Origin of the sequence: Rhizobium sp. S152, from assembly GCF_030380735.1 — a bacterium.
In the GTDB taxonomy this organism is placed as follows: domain Bacteria; phylum Pseudomonadota; class Alphaproteobacteria; order Rhizobiales; family Rhizobiaceae; genus Rhizobium.
The window spans coordinates 29387-49328 of sequence record NZ_JAUDRZ010000026.1 but is presented as its reverse complement, the minus strand read 5'-3'; the positions used below and the strand labels follow the sequence as shown (position 1 = coordinate 49328).

18 protein-coding genes are annotated in these 19942 nt (G+C 61.6%); 17 read left to right on the top strand and 1 reads right to left on the bottom strand.

The window, feature by feature from the left end:
- Nucleotides 1-7: 7 nt before the first annotated feature.
- From QTL95_RS19440 to QTL95_RS19430, 3 genes are all read left to right on the top strand, one after another.
- Nucleotides 8-724, top strand: a complete 717-nt coding sequence (locus QTL95_RS19440; protein ID WP_289721572.1) for an ABC transporter ATP-binding protein — start codon at nt 8-10, stop codon at nt 722-724.
- On the top strand, nt 714-1922 hold the full coding sequence (locus tag QTL95_RS19435; protein WP_289721571.1) for an ABC transporter permease: 1209 nt from the start codon (nt 714-716) through the stop codon (nt 1920-1922). The genes QTL95_RS19440 and QTL95_RS19435 overlap by 11 nt, the downstream gene beginning before the upstream one ends.
- A 155-nt stretch (nt 1923-2077) precedes the next feature.
- Nucleotides 2078-2692: a GntR family transcriptional regulator gene (locus QTL95_RS19430; protein WP_289721570.1), complete on the top strand. Its 615-nt coding sequence runs from the start codon at nt 2078-2080 to the stop codon at nt 2690-2692.
- 50 nt (nt 2693-2742) lie between these two features.
- Here QTL95_RS19430 and QTL95_RS19425 read toward each other — a convergent pair whose 3' ends face one another.
- Nucleotides 2743-3555: a ferredoxin--NADP reductase gene (locus QTL95_RS19425; protein ID WP_037178325.1), complete on the bottom strand. Its 813-nt coding sequence runs from the start codon at nt 3553-3555 to the stop codon at nt 2743-2745.
- A gap of 245 nt (nt 3556-3800) precedes the next feature.
- On the opposite strand from QTL95_RS19425, the gene pcsA reads away from it, so the two are divergent.
- The 14 genes from pcsA (at nt 3801) to QTL95_RS19355 (ending at nt 19942) form a co-directional block, all read left to right on the top strand.
- Nucleotides 3801-4529 (top strand): phosphatidylcholine synthase, encoded by a 729-nt coding sequence (gene pcsA / locus QTL95_RS19420; protein ID WP_289721569.1) that lies wholly within the window; start codon nt 3801-3803, stop codon nt 4527-4529.
- A gap of 9 nt (nt 4530-4538) precedes the next feature.
- Entirely contained in the window at nt 4539-5519 is a 981-nt protein-coding gene (locus QTL95_RS19415; protein WP_289721568.1) for a quinone oxidoreductase family protein, read from the top strand.
- A 41-nt stretch (nt 5520-5560) separates the two neighbouring features.
- A complete protein-coding gene (locus tag QTL95_RS19410; protein WP_289721567.1) occupies nt 5561-7135 on the top strand; it encodes an ABC transporter ATP-binding protein in 1575 nt (524 codons plus the stop codon).
- Nucleotides 7125-8210: an ABC transporter permease gene (locus QTL95_RS19405; RefSeq protein WP_289721566.1), complete on the top strand. Its 1086-nt coding sequence runs from the start codon at nt 7125-7127 to the stop codon at nt 8208-8210. Before QTL95_RS19410 ends, QTL95_RS19405 begins: the two co-directional genes overlap by 11 nt.
- Nucleotides 8207-9127 carry an ABC transporter permease gene (locus QTL95_RS19400; protein ID WP_289721565.1) on the top strand — a complete coding sequence of 307 codons (921 nt, stop codon included), beginning with the start codon at nt 8207-8209 and terminating at the stop codon, nt 9125-9127. Before QTL95_RS19405 ends, QTL95_RS19400 begins: the two co-directional genes overlap by 4 nt.
- Nucleotides 9128-9174: 47 nt before the next feature.
- Nucleotides 9175-10248 (top strand): BMP family ABC transporter substrate-binding protein, encoded by a 1074-nt coding sequence (locus tag QTL95_RS19395; RefSeq protein ID WP_289721564.1) that lies wholly within the window; start codon nt 9175-9177, stop codon nt 10246-10248.
- A 149-nt stretch (nt 10249-10397) separates the two neighbouring features.
- Nucleotides 10398-11360 (top strand): galactofuranose ABC transporter, galactofuranose-binding protein YtfQ, encoded by a 963-nt coding sequence (ytfQ, locus tag QTL95_RS19390; protein ID WP_037178316.1) that lies wholly within the window; start codon nt 10398-10400, stop codon nt 11358-11360.
- A gap of 120 nt (nt 11361-11480) precedes the next feature.
- Entirely contained in the window at nt 11481-13004 is a 1524-nt protein-coding gene (ytfR, locus tag QTL95_RS19385) for a galactofuranose ABC transporter, ATP-binding protein YtfR (RefSeq protein ID WP_289721563.1), read from the top strand.
- Nucleotides 13001-14017 (top strand): ABC transporter permease, encoded by a 1017-nt coding sequence (locus tag QTL95_RS19380; protein WP_289721562.1) that lies wholly within the window; start codon nt 13001-13003, stop codon nt 14015-14017. Before ytfR ends, QTL95_RS19380 begins: the two co-directional genes overlap by 4 nt.
- On the top strand, nt 14014-14982 hold the full coding sequence (yjfF, locus tag QTL95_RS19375) for a galactofuranose ABC transporter, permease protein YjfF (protein WP_289721561.1): 969 nt from the start codon (nt 14014-14016) through the stop codon (nt 14980-14982). The genes QTL95_RS19380 and yjfF overlap by 4 nt, the downstream gene beginning before the upstream one ends.
- A gap of 16 nt (nt 14983-14998) precedes the next feature.
- Entirely contained in the window at nt 14999-15751 is a 753-nt protein-coding gene (locus QTL95_RS19370; protein ID WP_289721560.1) for a FadR/GntR family transcriptional regulator, read from the top strand.
- Nucleotides 15752-15833: 82 nt separating this feature from the next.
- Nucleotides 15834-17195, top strand: coding sequence for a bifunctional UDP-N-acetylglucosamine diphosphorylase/glucosamine-1-phosphate N-acetyltransferase GlmU (glmU, locus tag QTL95_RS19365; protein WP_289721559.1), 1362 nt, complete (start codon nt 15834-15836; stop codon nt 17193-17195).
- Nucleotides 17196-17302: 107 nt separating this feature from the next.
- A complete protein-coding gene (glmS, locus tag QTL95_RS19360; protein WP_289721558.1) occupies nt 17303-19129 on the top strand; it encodes a glutamine--fructose-6-phosphate transaminase (isomerizing) in 1827 nt (608 codons plus the stop codon).
- A gap of 108 nt (nt 19130-19237) precedes the next feature.
- Nucleotides 19238-19942: a DUF502 domain-containing protein gene (locus QTL95_RS19355; protein ID WP_289721557.1), complete on the top strand. Its 705-nt coding sequence runs from the start codon at nt 19238-19240 to the stop codon at nt 19940-19942.

Sequence of the window (19942 nt, the reverse complement as noted above, 5' to 3'; positions counted from 1 at the left end):
TGGCGAGATGACACGTCCGCCGCTTCTTGAATTCAGGCAAGTCTCGAAGACCTATGGCCACGGTGAGGCGACGATCCACGCGCTCAACCGGGTCGATCTCTCGATCCGCGAGGGAGAGTTCGTCGCCATCATGGGCCCTTCCGGTTCCGGTAAATCGACGGCGATGAACATTCTCGGCTGCCTCGACGTGCCGACTTCGGGCGCCTATGTGTTTCAAGGCTTGTCGACGCAGGGCTTCGACCGCGCGCAACTGACCTTGCTGCGGCGGCATATGCTCGGTTTCGTGTTTCAGGGATTCAATCTCCTGTCGCGCACCTCGGCGGTGGAGAATGTCGAGTTGCCGCTGGTCTATCGCGGCATGCCTGCCGGCGAACGGCATCGCCGGGCAAAGGAAGCTCTTCGGCTCGTTGGCCTCTCGGGGCGCGAAAATCACAAGACCCAAGAGTTGTCCGGCGGCCAACAGCAGCGCGTGGCGATCGCCCGAGCGATCGTTACCCAACCATCGCTGCTCCTTGCCGACGAACCGACCGGCAACCTCGACACAAAGACCAGCATCGAAATCATGGACCTTATGACGCGGCTCAACCGGGAAGAGGGGATTACCATCGTTATGGTGACCCATGAGCCAGACATCGCCGCTTACGCGGGACGCCTGCTGCGCTTCATCGACGGCAAGCTGGAAACGGAAGCCGAGCATCAGGGGAGGGTCGACCATGTTCTTTGAGACCCTTAAGCTGGCGCTACGCGCCATCAGCCGCAACATGCTGCGCTCCTTCCTCACCGTGCTCGGCGTGGTGATCGGCGTCGCCGCCGTCATCGCGCTGGTGACGATCGGCAACGGCACCACCGCGCAGGTGACGACCGAATTGTCGCGGCTGGGCACCAATATGCTGTTTGCCCGACCCGGCCAATTCGGTCCCGGCCGCGCCAGCAGCGAGGCGAGGCGTTTCACGACCAAGGACGTCGATGCGATCCGCGAACAGGTGCCCGACCTCAGGGCCGCGGCGCCACTCAATCAGACGACGGCCACCGTCATCTATGGCGGCCAGAGCCACTCGACGACCGTCATGGGAACGACCAACGACTATTTCATCGCGCAGGACTGGGACATGGCGATCGGACGCACCTTCGATGCCGCCGAGGAGCGCGGACGGGCGCGCTGCATCCTGGGTGAGACCGTGCGATCGCAGCTCTTCGGCGCCGCCGATCCAACGGGACAGCAGATCCGCGTCGGCAAGGTGTCCTGCGGAGTGATCGGGGTGCTTGCCAAACGCGGGCAGTCGGGCATGGGCAACGACCAGGACGACGTCGTGATCCTGCCGGTGAAGGTCTACCAGCGCCGCGTCGGCGGTCGCGCCAACGCCAATGTGCAGATGATCGTGATTTCGGCGCGCGACGGCGTTTCCACCACGAAGATCCAGACCGATACCGAAAACCTGCTGCGCGAACGGCGTAAAATCATTCCCGGGCGCGAGGACGATTTCAGCGTCAACGACATGACGCAGATCGCCGAGGCGATGACGGGAACCACGATGCTTCTGACAAGCCTGCTCGGCGCGGTGGCCGCGATCAGTCTGCTCGTGGGCGGTATCGGCATCATGAACATCATGCTGGTGTCCGTGACCGAGCGGACGCGCGAAATCGGCATCCGGCTGGCGATCGGGGCGTTGGAAGGGCAGGTTCTCATGCAGTTCCTCGTCGAGGCCGTGGCGCTGTCGATATTCGGCGGCATCGCCGGCATCCTGCTCGGGCTGGGGCTAGGCTTCGGGGCCAGCGCGGTTCTGAAGATACCTTTCGTCGTCAGCCCGACGATGATCGGGGTGGCTTTCGCCTTCTCCGCCGCAATCGGCATGATCTTCGGCTATTTCCCGGCGCGGCGCGCGGCACAGCTTAATCCGATCGAGGCTCTACGGCACGAGTAGGCGAGGCTGGAGGAAACCGGGCGCAGAATATAAACTCCTGCATCCATGGCGTGCGACGATAGGATAAAATGGTTGCATTACAACCATTTGATGCCTTGCTATCGCAATTGCCTCATGGCATTTGAGATATATCAGAAAATGCGAATGGATTCGGGATGCAGGACTCTCTGAGCCACCGTGCCTATCTTGCGCTGGAGCACGCAATCGTGACGCTCGCGCTGCAGCCTGGCGCGCTGGTGACCGAGAGACAGCTCATCGAGCTTTCCGGTCATGGCCGCACGCCGGTGCGTGAAGCGATCCAGAAATTGGCATGGCAAGGGCTGGTGCTCGTGAAGCCGCGGGTGGGCCTGCAGGTGACGTTTATCAAGGACACCGACCACGTGAATGTCATGCAGGTGCGTCGCGAACTTGAACCGATCGCGGCAGCACTTGCTGCTGAGCACGCCACTCAACGGCAGAGAGACCAGCTTGGACTGTGCGCCGAAACGATGCGCGGTTGCGCTGCCAACGCTGATCTCGAAGGTTTTTTCGCCGCGGACAAGACATTTGACGAGATCCTCGAAGAGGCCTGCCCGAACGCATTCATCACCTCGGCATTAGGACCGGTGCAGACCCATTCACGCCGGCTTTGGTATTCGAATGCCGAGGCGGACCGGACCCAGCGATCGATCGCGTTGCACGTTACAACGATCACTGCCATCCAGCAGGGGGACGTTGATGCGGCGCGCGCTGCGATGGGAAGGCTGATCGACTATCTCAGTCAGACATGAAAACGGCTCCGTCTCCGGAGCCGTGGACATTTTCAAAACGCTCATCGACCTCAGCCGACGAAGGCGCGCTCGATGACGAACTCGGCTGGCTTGCTGTTGGCGCCTTCGTTGAGGCCGGCCTTTTCCAGCAGTTCCTTGGTATCCTTCAGCATGGCCGAGGAGCCGCAGATCATGCCACGGTCGATCGAGGGATCGAGCGGCGGGACGCCGAGATCGGTGAACAGCTTGCCAGAGGAAATCAGATCGGTGATACGGCCGCGATATTCGAAGTCTTCGCGGGTGACCGTCGCGTAGTGGCGCAGCTTGTCGCCGACGACTTCCTTGAGCAGTTCGTCATGCTGGATTTCGTGCACAAGGTCGAAGCCGTACTTCAGTTCGGCAACGTCGCGCGTTGTATGGGTCAGGATGACTTCCTCGTACTTCTCATAGGTTTCCGGATCGCGGATCAGGCTGGCGAAGGGTGCAATGCCGGTACCGGTCGAGAACATATAGAGGCGCCGGCCGGGTGTCAGCGCGTCGAGGACCAGCGTGCCGGTCGGCTTCTTGCGCATCAGGACCTGGTCGCCCGGCTTGATCGCCTGCAGGTGCGAGGTCAGCGGGCCATCCGGAACCTTGATCGAAAAGAATTCGAGTTCCTCGGCCCAGGCAGGGCTTGCGATCGAATAGGCACGGAAGATCGGCTTGCCCTCGACCATCAGGCCGATCATCGCGAACTCGCCCGAGCGGAACCGGAAGCCCTGCGGACGGGTCATCGTGAAGCGGAAAAGGTGATCCGTATAATGGGTCACGCTCAGTACCGTTTCGGCGTAGACGCCGGCGGGAATCGGGGAGGCAAATTCTTCGGTCTTCGCAGGGGCGTTCATTTCGGTATCGGATCCCGTATTCGTCGGATGAACTTTCGGATGCGAGCGAGATATTACAAATAGGTGTTGATTTAAAGGTATTCCATTCTTTCCGACGCCGCCTGCACGAAATATGCGTGTCATTGTCAGGATTCGGCAGCCCCTGTGGGCCGAGCGCTTTTGCTCTGGCGAAGCGAAGCAAAGGATGCATATTAGGCCAAAACCGCGCCTGCCGGGTGCGGATGCCATCGGCAGGTCGGGGAAACATGAAGATTTTCAATTACAAGCGTGTACCGTATGCGGAGATGCGCGCCTTTTCCGTCCATATTCTGACGGCATCGGGTTCGTTCCTCGCATTCCTGGGCGTGGTCGCGGCGGCCGAGCATCGCTTCATCGACATGTTCTGGTGGCTTGGTCTCGCATTGCTGGTCGACGGCATCGACGGTCCGATCGCGCGCAAGGTGAAGGTCAAGGAAGTGTTGCCGAACTGGTCCGGCGATACGCTCGACAACATCATCGACTACGTCACCTACGTGCTGTTGCCGGCCTTCGCGCTTTACCAGAGCGGCATGATCGGCGAGCCCTGGTCCTTTGTGGCGGCGGGTATGATCGTCGTGTCGAGCGCGATCTATTATGCCGACATGGGCATGAAGACCGACGAGTATTTCTTCTCGGGCTTTCCTGTTGTCTGGAACATGATCGTCTTCACGCTGTTCGTCATCGATGCCAGCGCCATCACTGCGCTATCCGTGGTCACGGTTTCGGTCGTCCTGACCTTCCTGCCGATCAACTTCCTGCATCCCGTGCGCGTGCAGAGGCTGCGGACATTGAACCTCGCGGTGTTCTTCCTGTGGTCGGCGCTCGGTATGTATTCGCTGCTGGCGCACTTCAACACGCCTCAATGGGCAATTGTCCTCTTCATCCTGAGCGGTATCTATCTCTATTGCATCGGCGCCGTGCTGCAGCTTTTCCCTTCGCTCGGACGCAAGAACTAGGACAGTACCATGAGCAAGACGCAGGCAGTTTCGTTCAGCAAGACCGGCGGACCTGAGGTCTTCGAGTTTGTCGATCTGGATCTGCCGCCGCCGTCCTCGGGCGAAGTGCAGATTCGTCACGCCGCCATCGGCCTGAATTTCATCGATGTCTACTTTCGTACCGGTCTCTATAAGGCGCCGCATCTGCCTTTCGTCACCGGCAAGGAAGCGGCGGGAACGGTGACCGCGGTCGGCCCCGGCGTGACCGATTTCGCGGTCGGCGATCGTGTCGCCTATGCGGGTTCGGATGGCGCCTACAGCGTCGAACGCAACATCGAGACCAAGCATCTCGTCAAGGTGCCCGACGGCATCTCGCTGGAAACGGCGGCCGCGATGATGCTTAAGGGAATGACGGCGGAATATCTGCTGCGGCGGACCTTCAAGGTTGGGCCGGAGACGGTATTGCTGTTTCATGCCGCGGCCGGCGGGGTTGGGCAGATCGCCGGGCAATGGGCCAAGGCGCTGGGCGCAACCGTCATCGGCACGGCCGGATCGGACGAGAAAGTGAAGATCGCTCTCGACCACGGCTATGATCACGTCATCAACTACAAAACCGAGACCTTCCTCGACCGGGTGCGCGAGATCACCGGCGGCAAAGGCGTGGACGTCGTCTATGACTCCATTGGACGCGATACCTTTCCGCAATCGCTCGATTGCCTGAAGCGGCTCGGCATGTTCGTCTCCTTCGGACAGTCGTCCGGGCCCATCGAAGACTTCTCGCTAGCAATGCTGGCACAGCGGGGCTCGTTGTTTGCGACAAGGCCTACACTTTTCAGCTATATCGCCACGGCTGGGGAGCTTAAGGATTGTGCAAACGCGTTATTTGATGTTGTGCTGAGCAACAAAGTGCGTATCAATATCAACCAGACCTATCCGTTACGTGAGGTCGGGCGAGCCCACTCGGATTTGGAATCCAGAAGAACTACCGGAACGACGCTGCTGATCCCATAAAGTCCGCAAAGGATGGGGACAGCGGGGGGAAATGAGGGAACGTGTCGTCATCGAATGCGCCGATTGCCGGTGCGTTACTGTCGGTTCAGAAGCTGACGAAGCTCTTTGGCAGCTTTACTGCCTGCGACCATATCGATCTTGATATAGCCCCCGGCGAAATCCACGCTCTTCTCGGCGAGAATGGCGCGGGCAAGTCGACCCTGGTGAAGATGCTGTTCGGCGTTCTAGAGCCGACGGAAGGCCAGATTGTCTGGAGCGGCAATCCCGTTTCGATCGCGTCTCCCGGCGATGCCCGCAAGCTCGGCATCGGCATGGTGTTCCAGCATTTCTCGCTGTTCGAGGCGCTGACGGTCGCCGAAAACATCGCGCTGTCGCTCGACGACAGCATCCCGATCGGCAAGATCGCCGAGGAGGCGAGGGCGCTTTCGCGGGCCTACGGCCTGCCGCTCGATCCGCATGCCCATGTCGCCGATCTCTCCGTCGGCGAGCGCCAGCGCATCGAGATCGTGCGCGCGCTGCTGCAGAACCCGAAGCTGATCATCCTCGACGAGCCGACCTCGGTGCTGACGCCGCAGGAAGCCGACAAACTGTTCGAGACGCTGTTCAAGCTTAAGGCAGAGGGACGTTCGGTTCTCTATATCAGCCACAGGCTCGAAGAGGTGCAGCGCATCTGCGACCGCGCAACGGTTCTGCGCCACGGCAGGGTCACCGGGGCCTGCGATCCACGCCAGGAAACGCCGGCGTCGCTTGCGCGCATGATGGTGGGCAACGACATCGCGGCTGTCACCCATCCGGAACGCGGCAGCAAGGGCGAGGTGCAGCTTGCCGTCTCCGGGCTCTCAGTCGCAGCACGAACGCCCTTTGCCATGCCGCTGAAGGATGTATCGCTGAAGGTCTGTTCGGGCGAAATCCTCGCCATCGCCGGCGTTGCCGGCAATGGCCAGAGCGAGTTGTTCGACGCGCTGTCGGGCGAATATCCGGTCGCGACACCGGATGCCATCATCATCCGCAACAAACCGGTCGGCACGCTCGGCATAACGGCGCGAAGGATGATCGGCGCGGGCTTCGTTCCCGAGGAACGTCATGGCCATGCCGCCGTCTCCGCGATGAAGCTTTCCGATAACCTCGTGCTGGCGCGCAGCCAGTCGGACCGCAAGGCGTTTCTCGCCGGCGGCTTCCTGAAGATCATTCGTCGCAGCGCGGTGAAGAACGCGGCCAAGCGCATTTCCGAGGAAATGGACGTGCGCAAGAGCGGCGAGGATCCGGCCGCCGGTTCGCTTTCCGGCGGCAATCTGCAGAAATTCATCGTCGGTCGCGAGCTCGACCGCCAGCCCGCCGTCCTCGTCGTCAACCAGCCGACCTGGGGCGTGGACGCCGGTGCCGCCAGCCGCATCCGCCAGGCACTGGTCGATCTCGCCCGCAACGGTTCGGCGGTCGTCGTCATCAGCCAGGATCTGGACGAGATCTTCGAGGTCGCGACCGATATCGCCGTCATCTCCGAGGGACGGCTTTCCTCGCCGTTTCCATCAGGCGAACTGACACGTGAGAAGATCGGCCTGCTGATGGGCGGCCTGCACGAAAGCAAGGCCGCATCGGAGACCACGCATGCGCATTGAACTCGAAAAGCGCCCGCAGGCGTCGAAGCTCTATGGCCTCGTGTCGCCGCTTCTGGCGTTGGTGCTGACGCTCGTCGCCGGCGCGATCATGTTCGAAATCCTCGGCAAAAACCCGATCGAGGCGCTGGATGCCTTCTTCCTCGAGCCGCTGCTTGAGGTCTGGTCACTGCACGAATTGGCGATCAAGGCCGCGCCGCTGATCATGATCGCCGTCGGCCTTGCCGTCTGCTATCGCTCCAACAACTGGAACATTGGCGCCGAGGGTCAGTTCACCATGGGCGCGATCACTGGCTCGATCCTGCCGATCCTGTTCACCGAATGGCACTCGCCGCTCGTTCTGCCGCTGATGCTGATCATGGGCGCGCTCGGCGGGGCGCTGTTTGCCGGCATCCCGGCTCTGCTCAAGGCGCATTTCAACACCAACGAGATCCTGACCAGCCTGATGCTGGTCTATATCGCGCAGCTGTTTCTCGACTGGCTGATCCGTGGCGCATGGCGCAATCCGGCCGGATTCAATTTCCCCGAAAGCGTCTCCTTTCCGCCAGAAGCGGTGCTGCCGGCGATCTGGGAAGAGTCCGGCCGTGCCCACTGGGCCTTCATCTTCGCGATCATCGCCGCGATCCTCGTCTGGTTCATGCTGAAATATACGCTCAAGGGCTTCGAGATCGTCGTCCTCGGCCAGTCGGAACGGGCAGGGCGCTTCGCCGGTTTCTCGTCGAAGAAGATGATCTGGTTCAGCTTCCTCTTCTCCGGCGCGCTGGCAGGCCTTGCAGGCATTTCCGAAGTGTCCGGCTCGATCGGCCACCTGCAGCCGGCGATCTCGCCGGGCTACGGCTTTACCGCGATCATCGTCGCCTTCCTCGGACGACTCAATCCGCTCGGCATCATCGCCTCCGGCCTGGTGCTGGCGCTGACCTATCTCGGCGGCGAGGCGGCGCAGCTGTCGATCGGCGTCTCCGACAAGGTGACCCGCGTCTTCCAGGGGCTGCTGCTGTTTTTCGTGCTCTCCTGCGACACGCTGATCGCCTACAAGATCCGCATCGTCTGGTCGCGCATTCGGGGAGGCGTCGCATGAGCATTTTCGAAGCCATCCTGCTGACAGTCATCACGGCGTCGACGCCGCTCGTCATCGCCGCCCTCGGCGAGCTGGTGACCGAACGCTCGGGCGTGCTCAACCTCGGCGTCGAGGGGATGATGATCATGGGCGCCGTCGCGGCATTCGCCGGGGCGCAGATGTCGGGGTCGCCCTACATCGGGCTGTTGGCGGGTATAGGCATGGGCGCGCTGTTTTCGCTGCTGTTCGCCTTCCTGACGCTGACGCTGGTCGCCAATCAGGTGGCGACTGGTCTGGCGCTGACCATCCTCGGCCTCGGCCTCTCCGGCATGCTCGGCGAGGGCTATGTCAGCGTGCCCGGCGTGCGGCTTGTGCCGATCGTCGTGCCTTATCTCTCCGACCTGCCATTCATCGGCTCGGTGCTGTTCCGGCAAGACCTGACCTTCTACCTGTCGCTGGCGCTGGTTTTCGGCGTCAGCTGGTTCCTGTTCCGCAGCCGCGCCGGCCTCAAGCTGCGTGCCATCGGCGACAGCCACGGTTCTGCGCATGCACTCGGCATCGGCGTCATCCGCACCCGCTATCTCGCGGTGATGTTCGGCGGCGCCTGCGCGGGGCTTGCGGGCGCGCAGCTATCGCTGGTCTACACGCCGCAATGGGTGGAGAACATGTCGTCCGGTCGCGGCTGGATCACGCTGGCGCTTGTCGTATTCGCCTCGTGGCGTCCGTGGCGGGTGTTTGCCGGAGGCTACCTATTCGGCGCGGTTACCATCCTGCAGCTCCACGCGCAGGCTTTCGGTATCGGCATCCCGGCGCAGTTCCTGTCGATGCTGCCCTATGCGGCGACTATTGTGGTTCTCGTCATCATTTCTCATAATCGGCGCACGACGCTGATCAACACGCCCGCGTCCCTGGGAAAACCATTCGTCCCGGAACGCTAGGACAAGAACAAAACGAACTCGGAAACTTCAAACCAACAGGGGTTATCATGAAGAGACTAGCATTCGCATTTGCCGCTTCGGCAGCTGCCATTTTGAGCGTTGGCTCGGCTGCTCAAGCCGCCGACAAGACCAAGGTCTGCTTCGTCTATGTCGGCTCGCACACCGACGGCGGCTACTCGCAGGCGCACGACCTCGGCCGCCAGCAGATCCAAAAGGAATTCGGCGACAAGATCGACACGCCTTATCTCGAAAACGTTCCTGAGGGTCCGGATGCAGAGCGCGCCATCGAGCGTCTCGCCCGCTCCGGCTGCAAGCTGATCTTCACGACGTCGTTCGGCTTCATGGACGCCACCGTCAAGGTTGCCGCGAAGTTCCCTGACGTGAAGTTCGAGCATGGCACCGGCTACAAGTCCGGCCCTAACCTCGCGACCTACAACTCGCGCTTCTACGAAGGCCGCTACATCCTCGGCCAGATCGCCGCGAAGACCTCGAAGAACCACGGCGCCGCCTATATCGCCTCGTTCCCGATCCCTGAAGTCGTCATGGGCATCAATTCCTTCGAGCAGGGCGCGAAGTCGATCGATCCCGATTTCAAGCTCAAGGTCATCTGGGTCAACACCTGGTTCGACCCGGGCAAGGAAGCCGACGCCGCCAAGGCCATGGTCGACCAGGGCGTCGACGTGCTGACGCAGCACACCGACACCACCGCGCCGATGCAGGTTGCCGAAGAACGCGGCATCCACGCGTTCGGCCAAGCGTCCGACATGATCGCGGCCGGCCCGAAGGCACAGCTGACGGCAATCGTCGACACTTGGGGTAACTACTACTCCAAGCGCGTGCACGCGCTGCTCGACGGCACCTGGAAGTCCGAGCAGAGCTGGGACGGCCTGAAGGACGGCATCCTCAAGATGGCCGACTACACCAACATGCCCGACGACGTGAAGAAGATGGCCCAGGACACCGAAGCCAAGATCAAGTCCGGCGAGCTGCATCCCTTCACCGGCCCGATCAACAAGCAGGACGGCACGCCCTGGCTGAAGGCCGGCGAAAAGGCCGACGACGGCACGCTTCTCGGCATGAATTTCTACGTCGAAGGCGTGGACGACAAGCTGCCGAAGTGATCGCGGCAAACACCTGTTTGCAAATGCGAAAGGGCGCCCGTTTACGGCGCCCTTTTTGCTGCGTTGCATGCCAAAATGTGCATTTACAAAAGTAATACTATATGATTTTTCTTACATGTGCCGCGAGGAGGCGGCTTTGGGAGGAAATCATGAAATTGAAGAACGCACTTCTGAGTGCAACCGTTATTGCTGCCTGCATGTTCGGTTCGGCGCAGGCTGCCGAACTGGTCGTGGGCTTCTCGCAGATCGGCTCGGAATCCGGCTGGCGCGCCGCCGAGACGACTGTCACCAAGGAAGAAGCCAAGAAGCGCGGCATCGACCTCAAGTTCGCCGATGCGCAGCAGAAGCAGGAAAACCAGATCAAGGCGATCCGCTCCTTCATCGCGCAGGGCGTCAACGCCATCCTGCTCGCACCAGTCGTCGAAACCGGCTGGGATGCAGTGCTCAAGGAAGCCAAGGAAGCCGATATCCCGGTCATCCTGCTCGACCGCACCATCAAGGCGCCTGAAGATCTCTACCTGACAGCCGTCACGTCTGACCAGGTGCACGAAGGCAAGGTTGCCGGCGACTGGCTGGTGAAGACCGTCGGCGACAAGAAGTGCGACATCGTCGAGCTTCAGGGCACCACCGGCTCGTCGCCTGCGATCGCCCGCAAGAAGGGCTTCGAGGAAGCAATCGCTGGCAAGTCGAACTTCAAGATCGTTCGCAGCCAGACCGGCGACTTTACCCGCACCAAGGGCAAGGAAGTCATGGAAAGCTTCCTGAAGGCCGAGAATGGTGGCAAGGACATCTGCGCCCTCTACGCCCATAACGACGACATGGCTGTCGGCGGCATCCAGGCAATCAAGGAAGCCGGCCTGAAGCCGGGCAAGGACATCCTCGTCGTCTCGATCGACTCGGTTCCCGATATCTTCAAGGCGATGGAAGCCGGCGAAGCCAACGCGACCGTCGAGCTGACGCCGAACATGGCTGGTCCGGCATTCGACGCGCTCGACGCCTACCTCAAGGACAAGAAGGCTCCGCCGAAGTGGATCCAGACGGAATCGAAGCTCTACACCCAGGCTGACGATCCGAAGAAGGTGTACGAGTCCAAGAAGGGCCTCGGCTACTGATCTCAAACTGGAACCGCACCGGTCCATCATGGACCGGTGCGGAACTGCCGGCCGCCGACAGGGACGTCATGTCCCGAAACGGCGGGGCATTCTGGGTCAATATCAGGAAAAGCCGCTTTCATGATTCACGATTTCGAGAACGTTCTTGAGGCGTCCGGGATATCGAAATTCTTCCCCGGCGCGGTGGCGCTCGACAAGGTCGAATTCTCGTTACGGAAGGGCGAAGTGCACGCGCTGCTCGGCGAAAACGGCGCCGGCAAGTCGACGCTGATCAAGTGCATCACCGGGGCGTATCACCGCGACGAGGGCACGCTGCTTCTCGACGGCGCGGAGATCGATCCCGCCGATACGCTGGCTGCGCAGAAGCTCGGGATCGGCACCGTCTATCAGGAGGTAAACCTCCTTCCCAATCTCAGCGTCGCCGAGAACCTGTTCATCGGTCGCCAGCCGCGACGCTTCGGCATGGTCGATGTCCGCGCGATGAACCGCGACGCCCGCGCGCTGCTCAAGCAGTATGGCATGGATATCGACGTTACCGCGCAGCTTGACCGCTTCTCGGTCGCCGTGCAGCAGGTGATCGCCATTGCCCGGGCCGTCGACCTATCCGGCAAGGTCCTCATCCTCGACGAGCCTACCGCCAGCCTGGACACACAGGAAGTGGCGATGCTCTTCGGCATCATACGTGACTTGAAGAAGCGCGGATTGGGCATTGTCTTCATTACGCATTTTCTGGAACAAGTCTACGAGATCAGTGACCGCATCACGGTGCTGCGCAACGGTAAGCTGGTCGGCACGCGCGAGAAGGCCGATTTGCCGCGCCAGAGCCTGATATCGATGATGCTGGGCCACGAGCTCGCCCATGCCGAGGCAGCCGTCGGCGAACGCACGGTCAAGGCAGGGCCTGTCAAATACAGCTTCAAGGGCTACGGGAAACGCGGCAAGGTAAAGCCATTCGATCTCGACGTGCGTGTCGGCGAAGTAGTGGGCGTTGCCGGACTTCTCGGCTCAGGCAGAACTGAAACGGCGGAACTCCTCTTCGGCATCGAGAATGCCGATAGCGGCACCGTGGCGATCGACGGCAAGACGGTGGCACTCTCCAACCCGCGCACCGCGATCCGCAACGGATTCGGCTTCTGCCCCGAGGACCGCAAGACAGACGGCATCGTCGGCGACCTCTCCATTCGCGAAAACATCGCGCTGGCGCTGCAGGCACGCCGTGGATGGGCGCGGCCGCTGTCACGCGGCGAGCAGAACACACTCGCGGACCACTACATCAAGGCGCTGGATATCCGCACGACGGACCGGGAGAAGCCGATCCGCCAGCTCTCCGGCGGCAACCAGCAGAAAGCGATCCTGGCGCGGTGGCTCGCCACCAATCCGAATTTCCTGATCCTGGACGAACCGACCCGCGGCATCGACGTCGGCGCCCATGCGGAGATCATCCGGCTTATCGAGGAACTCTGCTCCAAGGGCATGTCGCTGATCGTCATTTCCTCGGAGTTAGAAGAACTCGTCGCCTATAGCTCGCGCGTCCTCGTGCTGCGCGACCGCGAGCATGTCGCGGAGCTGACAGGCGACAGCGTCAGCACTAAACGAATCGTCGAGGCCATCGCCGCCGCACAACAGAAAACGGAGGACGCATGAGCTCGTCTCTTAAGGCGCTGCTCGTTAGGCTGGCACCCCAGCTCATCGCGCTGATCGTCATCCTTTTCTTGAATTTCATGATGTTCCCGCAATTCTTTAATGTGGTTATTCAAAATGGTCGACTCTACGGCAGCCTCATCGACGTGCTGAACCGAGGCGCTCCCGTCGCGCTTCTGGCGATCGGCATGACGTTGGTCATTGCGACCAAGGGGATCGACCTATCCGTCGGCGCCGTCGTCGCCATCTGTGGGGCAGTCGCGGCGTCGTCGATCGTGGCGGGGAACTCGCTCGCCTATACCCTGCTGATCACCATCGTCGTCGGACTGCTCTGCGGGCTGTGGAACGGCCTCCTGGTTGCGGTCCTGAACATCCAGCCGATCATCGCGACGCTGGTGCTGATGGTGGCCGGACGCGGGATCGCGCAGTTGATCACAGAAGGCGTGATCATGACCTTCAACGACGACGGCCTGATCTTCTTCGGCAGCGGCTCCTTCGGCTTCCTGCCGATGCCTGTGGTCATCTGGCTGCTGATGGGCGCGCTCGTCATCCTGCTGGTTCGGCGCACGGCGCTCGGCATGCTGATCGAGGCGACCGGCATCAACCGCCGCGCCAGCACGCTGTCGGGCGTTCGCACGCCAGTGCTTTTGATGGCCGTCTACATCCTGAGCGGGCTGTGCGCCTCGATTGCCGGCATAATTGTCGCCGCCGACATCAAGGGCGCAGACGCCAACAATGCCGGGCTCTGGCTCGAGCTCGACGCGATCCTCGCGGTGGTCGTCGGCGGCAACTCGCTGCTCGGCGGGCGCTTCAGCATCCTGGGGTCGCTGATCGGCGCGATGATCATCCAGGCGGTCAATACCGGCATCCTGCTCTCGGGCTTCCCGCCGGAATTCAACCTGATCATCAAGGCCGTGATCATCATCGTGATCCTCGTCATCCAATCACCGGCGCTGCAATCGGCGACCGTGTTTTTCAGCCGGCGGTCAGCCGCCACCGGAGCGCAGCCGAAATGAACTCGAAATACCTGCCGCTGCTCGCGACCATCGTCATCTTCATCCTGTCCTACGCGGCCTGCGCGCTGCAGTATCCCAACATCCTGTCGACGCGCGTCGTGGGCAACCTTCTGACCGACAATGCCTTCCTCGGCGTTGCGGCGGTGGGCATGACCTTCGTCATCATCTCGGGCGGCATCGACCTCTCGATAGGCTCGGTGATTGCCTTCACCGGCGTGTTCCTCGCGGTCATCCTGCAGAACACCTCCATCCATCCGCTGATCGCCTTCGCGCTGGTTCTCGTTATCACCACGGCCTTCGGCGGCATCATGGGCGCGATTATCCACTACCTTGAAATGCCGGCCTTCATCGTGACGCTGGCCGGGATGTTTCTTGCGCGCGGCATGGCCTTCGTGCTGTCGATCGACAGCATCCCTATCAACCATGACTACTACAACACGCTGACGAGCCTTTATTTCCGGCTTCCGGGAGGAGGGCGCCTGACGCTGATCGGCGGCATAATGCTTGCTGTCTTCGCGGCCGGTATCTTTCTTGCGCACCGCACGCGCTTCGGCACCAATGTCTATGCACTCGGAGGCGGCGCGCAGACGGCGCAGCTGATGGGCGTTCCAGTTGGTCGCGTGACGATGCAGATCTATGCGCTCTCCGGCTTCCTCGCCGGTCTCTCGGGCATCGTCTTCTCGCTCTACACTTCGGCCGGCTATTCGCTGGCGGCTGTCGGTGTGGAACTCGACGCCATCGCCGCGGTAGTCATCGGTGGCACGTTGCTGACGGGAGGCGCGGGGTTCGTGGCGGGTACCTTCATCGGCATCCTGATCCAGGGGCTTATCCAGACCTACATCACATTCGACGGAACGCTTTCGAGCTGGTGGACCAAGATCCTGATCGGCCTATTGCTTTTTGCCTTCATTCTAATGCAGAAGGCAATCATCTTCCTCTCCAGCCTTAACAAAAGATATGCCTGACCAAGGGGGACTCTGATTGCGCAGCAGATTGCTTGAGACGGGAAAAACGACGGGCAAATCGCGAACGAGCCATGCACAGGTCGTCGAGGAGCTCGGCCGCGCCATTGTCGCAGGCACCTATCCCGTGGGAAGCATCCTGCCTGGAGACGTGGAGCTGGCGCAGCGCTTCAAGGTCTCGCGCACCGTTCTGCGCGAGACGATGAAGACGCTGGCCGCCAAGGGCATGATTATCGCCAAGGCGCGCGTCGGCACGCGGGTAACCGAACGCAATCGCTGGAATATGTTCGACAGCGAGATGATCGCTTGGCACTTCGACAACGGCGTGACCGAAGAATTCCTGCTGCAGCTCTACGACATCCGCCTCGCGGTCGAGCCTTTCGCTGCTGGCCTCGTGGCGGAACGGGCCAGCACTGACGATATCGAGCACTTGCGCGAGCTGGCGCAGGCCATGGCGGCCCCCGGGCACACGCCGGACAGCCTGGCGCTCGCCGACCTGCATTTTCATCTCGCGATCGCTGAAGCCTCGCACAATCCGTTCATGCGGACGCTCGGCAGCCTGATCGAGGCCGCGTTGGTGGGTATGTTCAGGATCAGTACGCCACCGTCGCAGAACGGCTTTTCCAACATCGCGGAAACCCACCTGCAGATCGTCAACGCGATCGTCGCGGGCGATGTGGAGGGTGCACGCAAGGCGATGGAGGCCGTCATCATCGAAGGGCGCGACCATGTGCGCGATGCCTATGCGGCTATGCCGAAGGCGTTCGCCTGATCGATTTTGATCTTGGTTCCGCGTTTCTCTTGCTGCTATGAGGCAGGAAAGCACTCGCTGAAACGGATTCTCGGAGCCGATCATGGAACGCACTTGCCTCGCCGTCATTCTCGCCGCTGGTGACAGCACGCGAATGAAATCGTCGAAATCGAAGGTGCTGCACGCCGTCGCCAACCGGCCGATGATCGCCCACGTCGTCGATGCCGTTGCAAAGACCGCGATTTCCTCGGTGGCGCTCGTGGTCGGCCGCGATGCCGAGGCGGTGGCAAAAGCGGCGACGATCGACGGCGTCGAGATCGAGACATTCCTGCAAAGGGAACGGCTTGGCACCGGTCATGCCGTGCTGGCGGCCCGCGACGCGATCGCACGCGGCTACGACGATATCATCGTGACCTATGGCGACGTGCCGCTGCAGACCGAAGGACCGTTGAAGGCGGCGCGCCAGGGGCTGGCAGACGGAAGCGACATCGTCGTCATCGGCTTCCACACCGACAAGCCGACAGGATACGGCCGCCTGCTGGTCAAGGACGGCGAACTGATCGCCATCCGCGAGGAGAAGGATGCGACCGACGCCGAACGCGCGGTTACCTGGTGCAACAGCGGCCTGATGGCGATCAACGGCCGCAAGGCGCTCGATCTGCTCTCGCGCATCGGCAACAGCAACGCCAAGGGCGAATATTATCTGACCGATCTCGTGGAAATCGCCCGTTCGCTCGGCGGCCGCGTGACGGCCGTCGATGCGCCGGAAATCGAGATGACCGGCTGCAACAATCGCGCCGAACTCGCCTATGTCGAACGCCTCTGGCAGGAGCGCCGCCGGCATGAACTGATGATCTCGGGCGTCAGCATGATCGCCCCCGAAACGGTGTTCCTGTCGCACGATACCGTCATCGGTCAGGACGCACTGATCGAGCCGAACGTCATCTTCGGCCCGGGCGCGGTCATCGACAGCGGCGCCGTCATCCACGCTTTCTCGCATATCGAGGGCGCGCATGTGGCGGCCGGCGCAGCGGTCGGGCCGTTTGCCCGCCTGCGGCCGGGCGCGGATCTCGCCGAGGGATCGAAGGTCGGCAACTTCTGCGAGGTTAAGAACGGCAAGATCGGCGAAGGCGCCAAGGTCAACCACCTCACCTATATCGGCGACGCCACGGTCGGCGCCGGAACGAACATCGGGGCAGGGACGATCACCTGCAACTATGACGGCGTCAACAAGCACCAGACGGTTATCGGTGAGAACACCTTCATCGGCTCGAACTCGTCGCTGGTGGCACCCGTCAGCATCGGCGACAATGCCTATGTGGCATCAGGCAGCGTCATTACGGCGGAAGTTCCGGCCGATGCGCTCGCCTTCGGTCGGGCCCGCCAGGAATTGAAGCCGGGGCGCGCGACCGTGCTGCGCGAGCGGGCGCTGGCGATCAAGGCCGCGAAGAAAACCAAGGGTTGAGCCTTCCGTAACCGGCGGAAATCGAAAGTGACCGCCGAGCCGATTGATAAACAAGAGAAAATCATTACGACTGCCGTTCGATAGGGATGGCTGCTGGGGTCTTTTGCATGTGTGGAATTGTTGGAATCGTCGGAAGCAATGCGGTCGCGGAGCGACTTGTCGATGCGCTGAAGCGGCTCGAATACCGAGGCTATGATTCCGCCGGCGTCGCCACCATCCATAATGGCGCCATGGACCGCCGTCGCGCCGAGGGCAAGCTCTTCAATCTGGAGAAGCGGCTCGATGCCGAACCGCTGCCCGGCAACACCGGCATCGCGCATACGCGCTGGGCAACGCACGGCGTTCCCAATGTCACCAATGCGCATCCGCACTTCGTCGATGGCGTCGCCGTCGTCCATAACGGCATCATCGAGAACTTCTCCGAGCTTCGGGACGAACTGACCGCCGAAGGCGCCGTGTTCACGACGCAGACGGACACCGAGGTCGTGGCGCATCTGATGGCCAAGTATCTCCGCGAAGGCGTGGAGCCGCGCGCCGCCATGCTGCGCATGCTGAACCGCGTTTCCGGCGCCTATGCGCTGGTGGTGATGCTGAAGAGCGACCCGGGCACGCTGATGGCCGCCCGTTCCGGTCCGCCGCTGGCGATCGGCTACGGTCGCGGCGAAATGTTCCTGGGCTCGGACGCCATCGCGCTATCGCCATTCACCAACGAGATCGCCTATCTGGTCGATGGCGACTGGGCGATCGTTACGCGTGACGGCGCCGAGATCCTCGACTATGCCGGCAATCCGGTGGAGCGGCCTCGGCAAATTTCCCAGACGACCGCCTATGTCGTCGACAAGGGCAACCACCGCCACTTCATGGAAAAGGAAATCTACGAGCAACCTGAGGTCATTTCGCATGCCCTCAGCCATTACGTGGACTTCGCCAGCAACACAGTGGGTGACAACGCGGCGGCGATCGACTTCAAGTCTGTCTCCGGCCTTGCCATCTCCGCCTGCGGTACGGCCTATCTCGCCGGCCTTGTCGGCAAGTACTGGTTCGAGCGCTATGCGCGCCTGCCGGTCGAGATCGATGTCGCTTCCGAGTTCCGGTATCGCGAAATGCCGTTATCGCCGTCGCAGGCTGCACTCTTCATCTCACAGTCAGGCGAGACGGCCGACACGTTGGCGTCGTTGCGTTACTGCAAGGACAACGGACTGAAGATCGGCGCGGTCGTCAACGTCAAGGAATCGACGATCGCCCGGGAATCGGATGCGATCTTCCCGATCATGGCCGGGCCAGAGATCGGCGTCGCCTCGACCAAGGCCTTCACCTGCCAGCTTGCCGTGCTCGCGTCGCTGGCGCTCGGCGCCGGAAAGGCGAGGGGCACGATCACGCCGGAACAGGAAAAGCAGATGGTGCGACATCTGGCCGAGATGCCGCGCATCATGAGCCGGGTGCTCAACCTGATCGAGCCGCAGATGGAAAGCCTGTCGCGCGAGCTGTCGAAATGCCGCGACGTGCTCTATCTCGGCCGAGGCACCAGCTTTCCGCTGGCCATGGAAGGCGCGCTGAAGCTCAAGGAAATCTCGTATATCCACGCGGAAGGTTATGCCGCCGGCGAACTGAAACATGGTCCGATCGCGCTGATCGACGAGAACATGCCCGTCATCGTGATCGCTCCCTACGACCGGTTCTTCGAAAAGACCGTATCGAACATGCAGGAAGTCGCGGCCCGCGGCGGGCGGATCATCTTCATCACGGACGAGGCCGGCGCCGCCGCATCGAAGCTGCCGACGATGGCAACGATCGTTCTGCCCAATGTCGACGAGATCATCGCGCCGATGATTTTCTCGCTGCCGATCCAGTTGCTCGCCTACCATACCGCGGTGTTCATGGGCACCGACGTCGACCAGCCGCGCAATCTCGCCAAGTCGGTCACGGTGGAGTGAGCCGCCGAGGCTTGTGCGACACAGCGAATTCTGGCAGCGTCCCCGATGGAAACCATGGGGGCGCTGATTTCCGATTGCCGGCTTGCTAACGGAGTTCATCAGCCAGAGATGACGGAAAAACTGCCTCGACTGTCGATCGCGACCCGCATCAGAAACAACTTTCTGGCCGGCATCATCATCTGTGCGCCGATCGCTATTACGCTGTGGCTGACATGGTCCGTTGTCCGCTGGGCCGACAGCTGGGTGAAGCCTTACCTTCCGGCGCGCTACGACCCCGACAACTACCTGAACTTCGCGGTTCCAGGCTCAGGGCTCCTGATCGGCCTGATCATCATCACCATCATCGGCTTTCTCGGCAAGAACCTGATCGGGCAATCGATCGTGCAGTTCAGCGAATCGATGGTGCGCCGCGTGCCGCTGGTTCGTGTCATCTACAAGAGCGTGAAGCAGATCTTCGAGACGGTGCTCAAGGAGCGCAGCAACTCCTTCAAGAAGGTGGGCCTGATCGAGTATCCCAGCGCCGGACTGTGGTCGATGGTGTTTATAGCCACCGACGCGAAGGGCGAGATCGCCTCGAAGTTCAATGCCATGGGGCACGACATGGTCTGCGTCTTCCTGCCGCCGACACCCGTGCCCACCGCCGGCTTCCTGATCTTCGTGCCGCGCGAGAAGATCGTGCCGCTAGACATGACGCCTGAGGACGGCGCCAAGCTACTGATATCGGGTGGTCTCGTGACGCCGGACGAATTGGCGGCGAAAATCTCGAAGTCAAAGGGGCCGAACAAGCAGTTGCCGGAGCCGATCGAGCTTTAG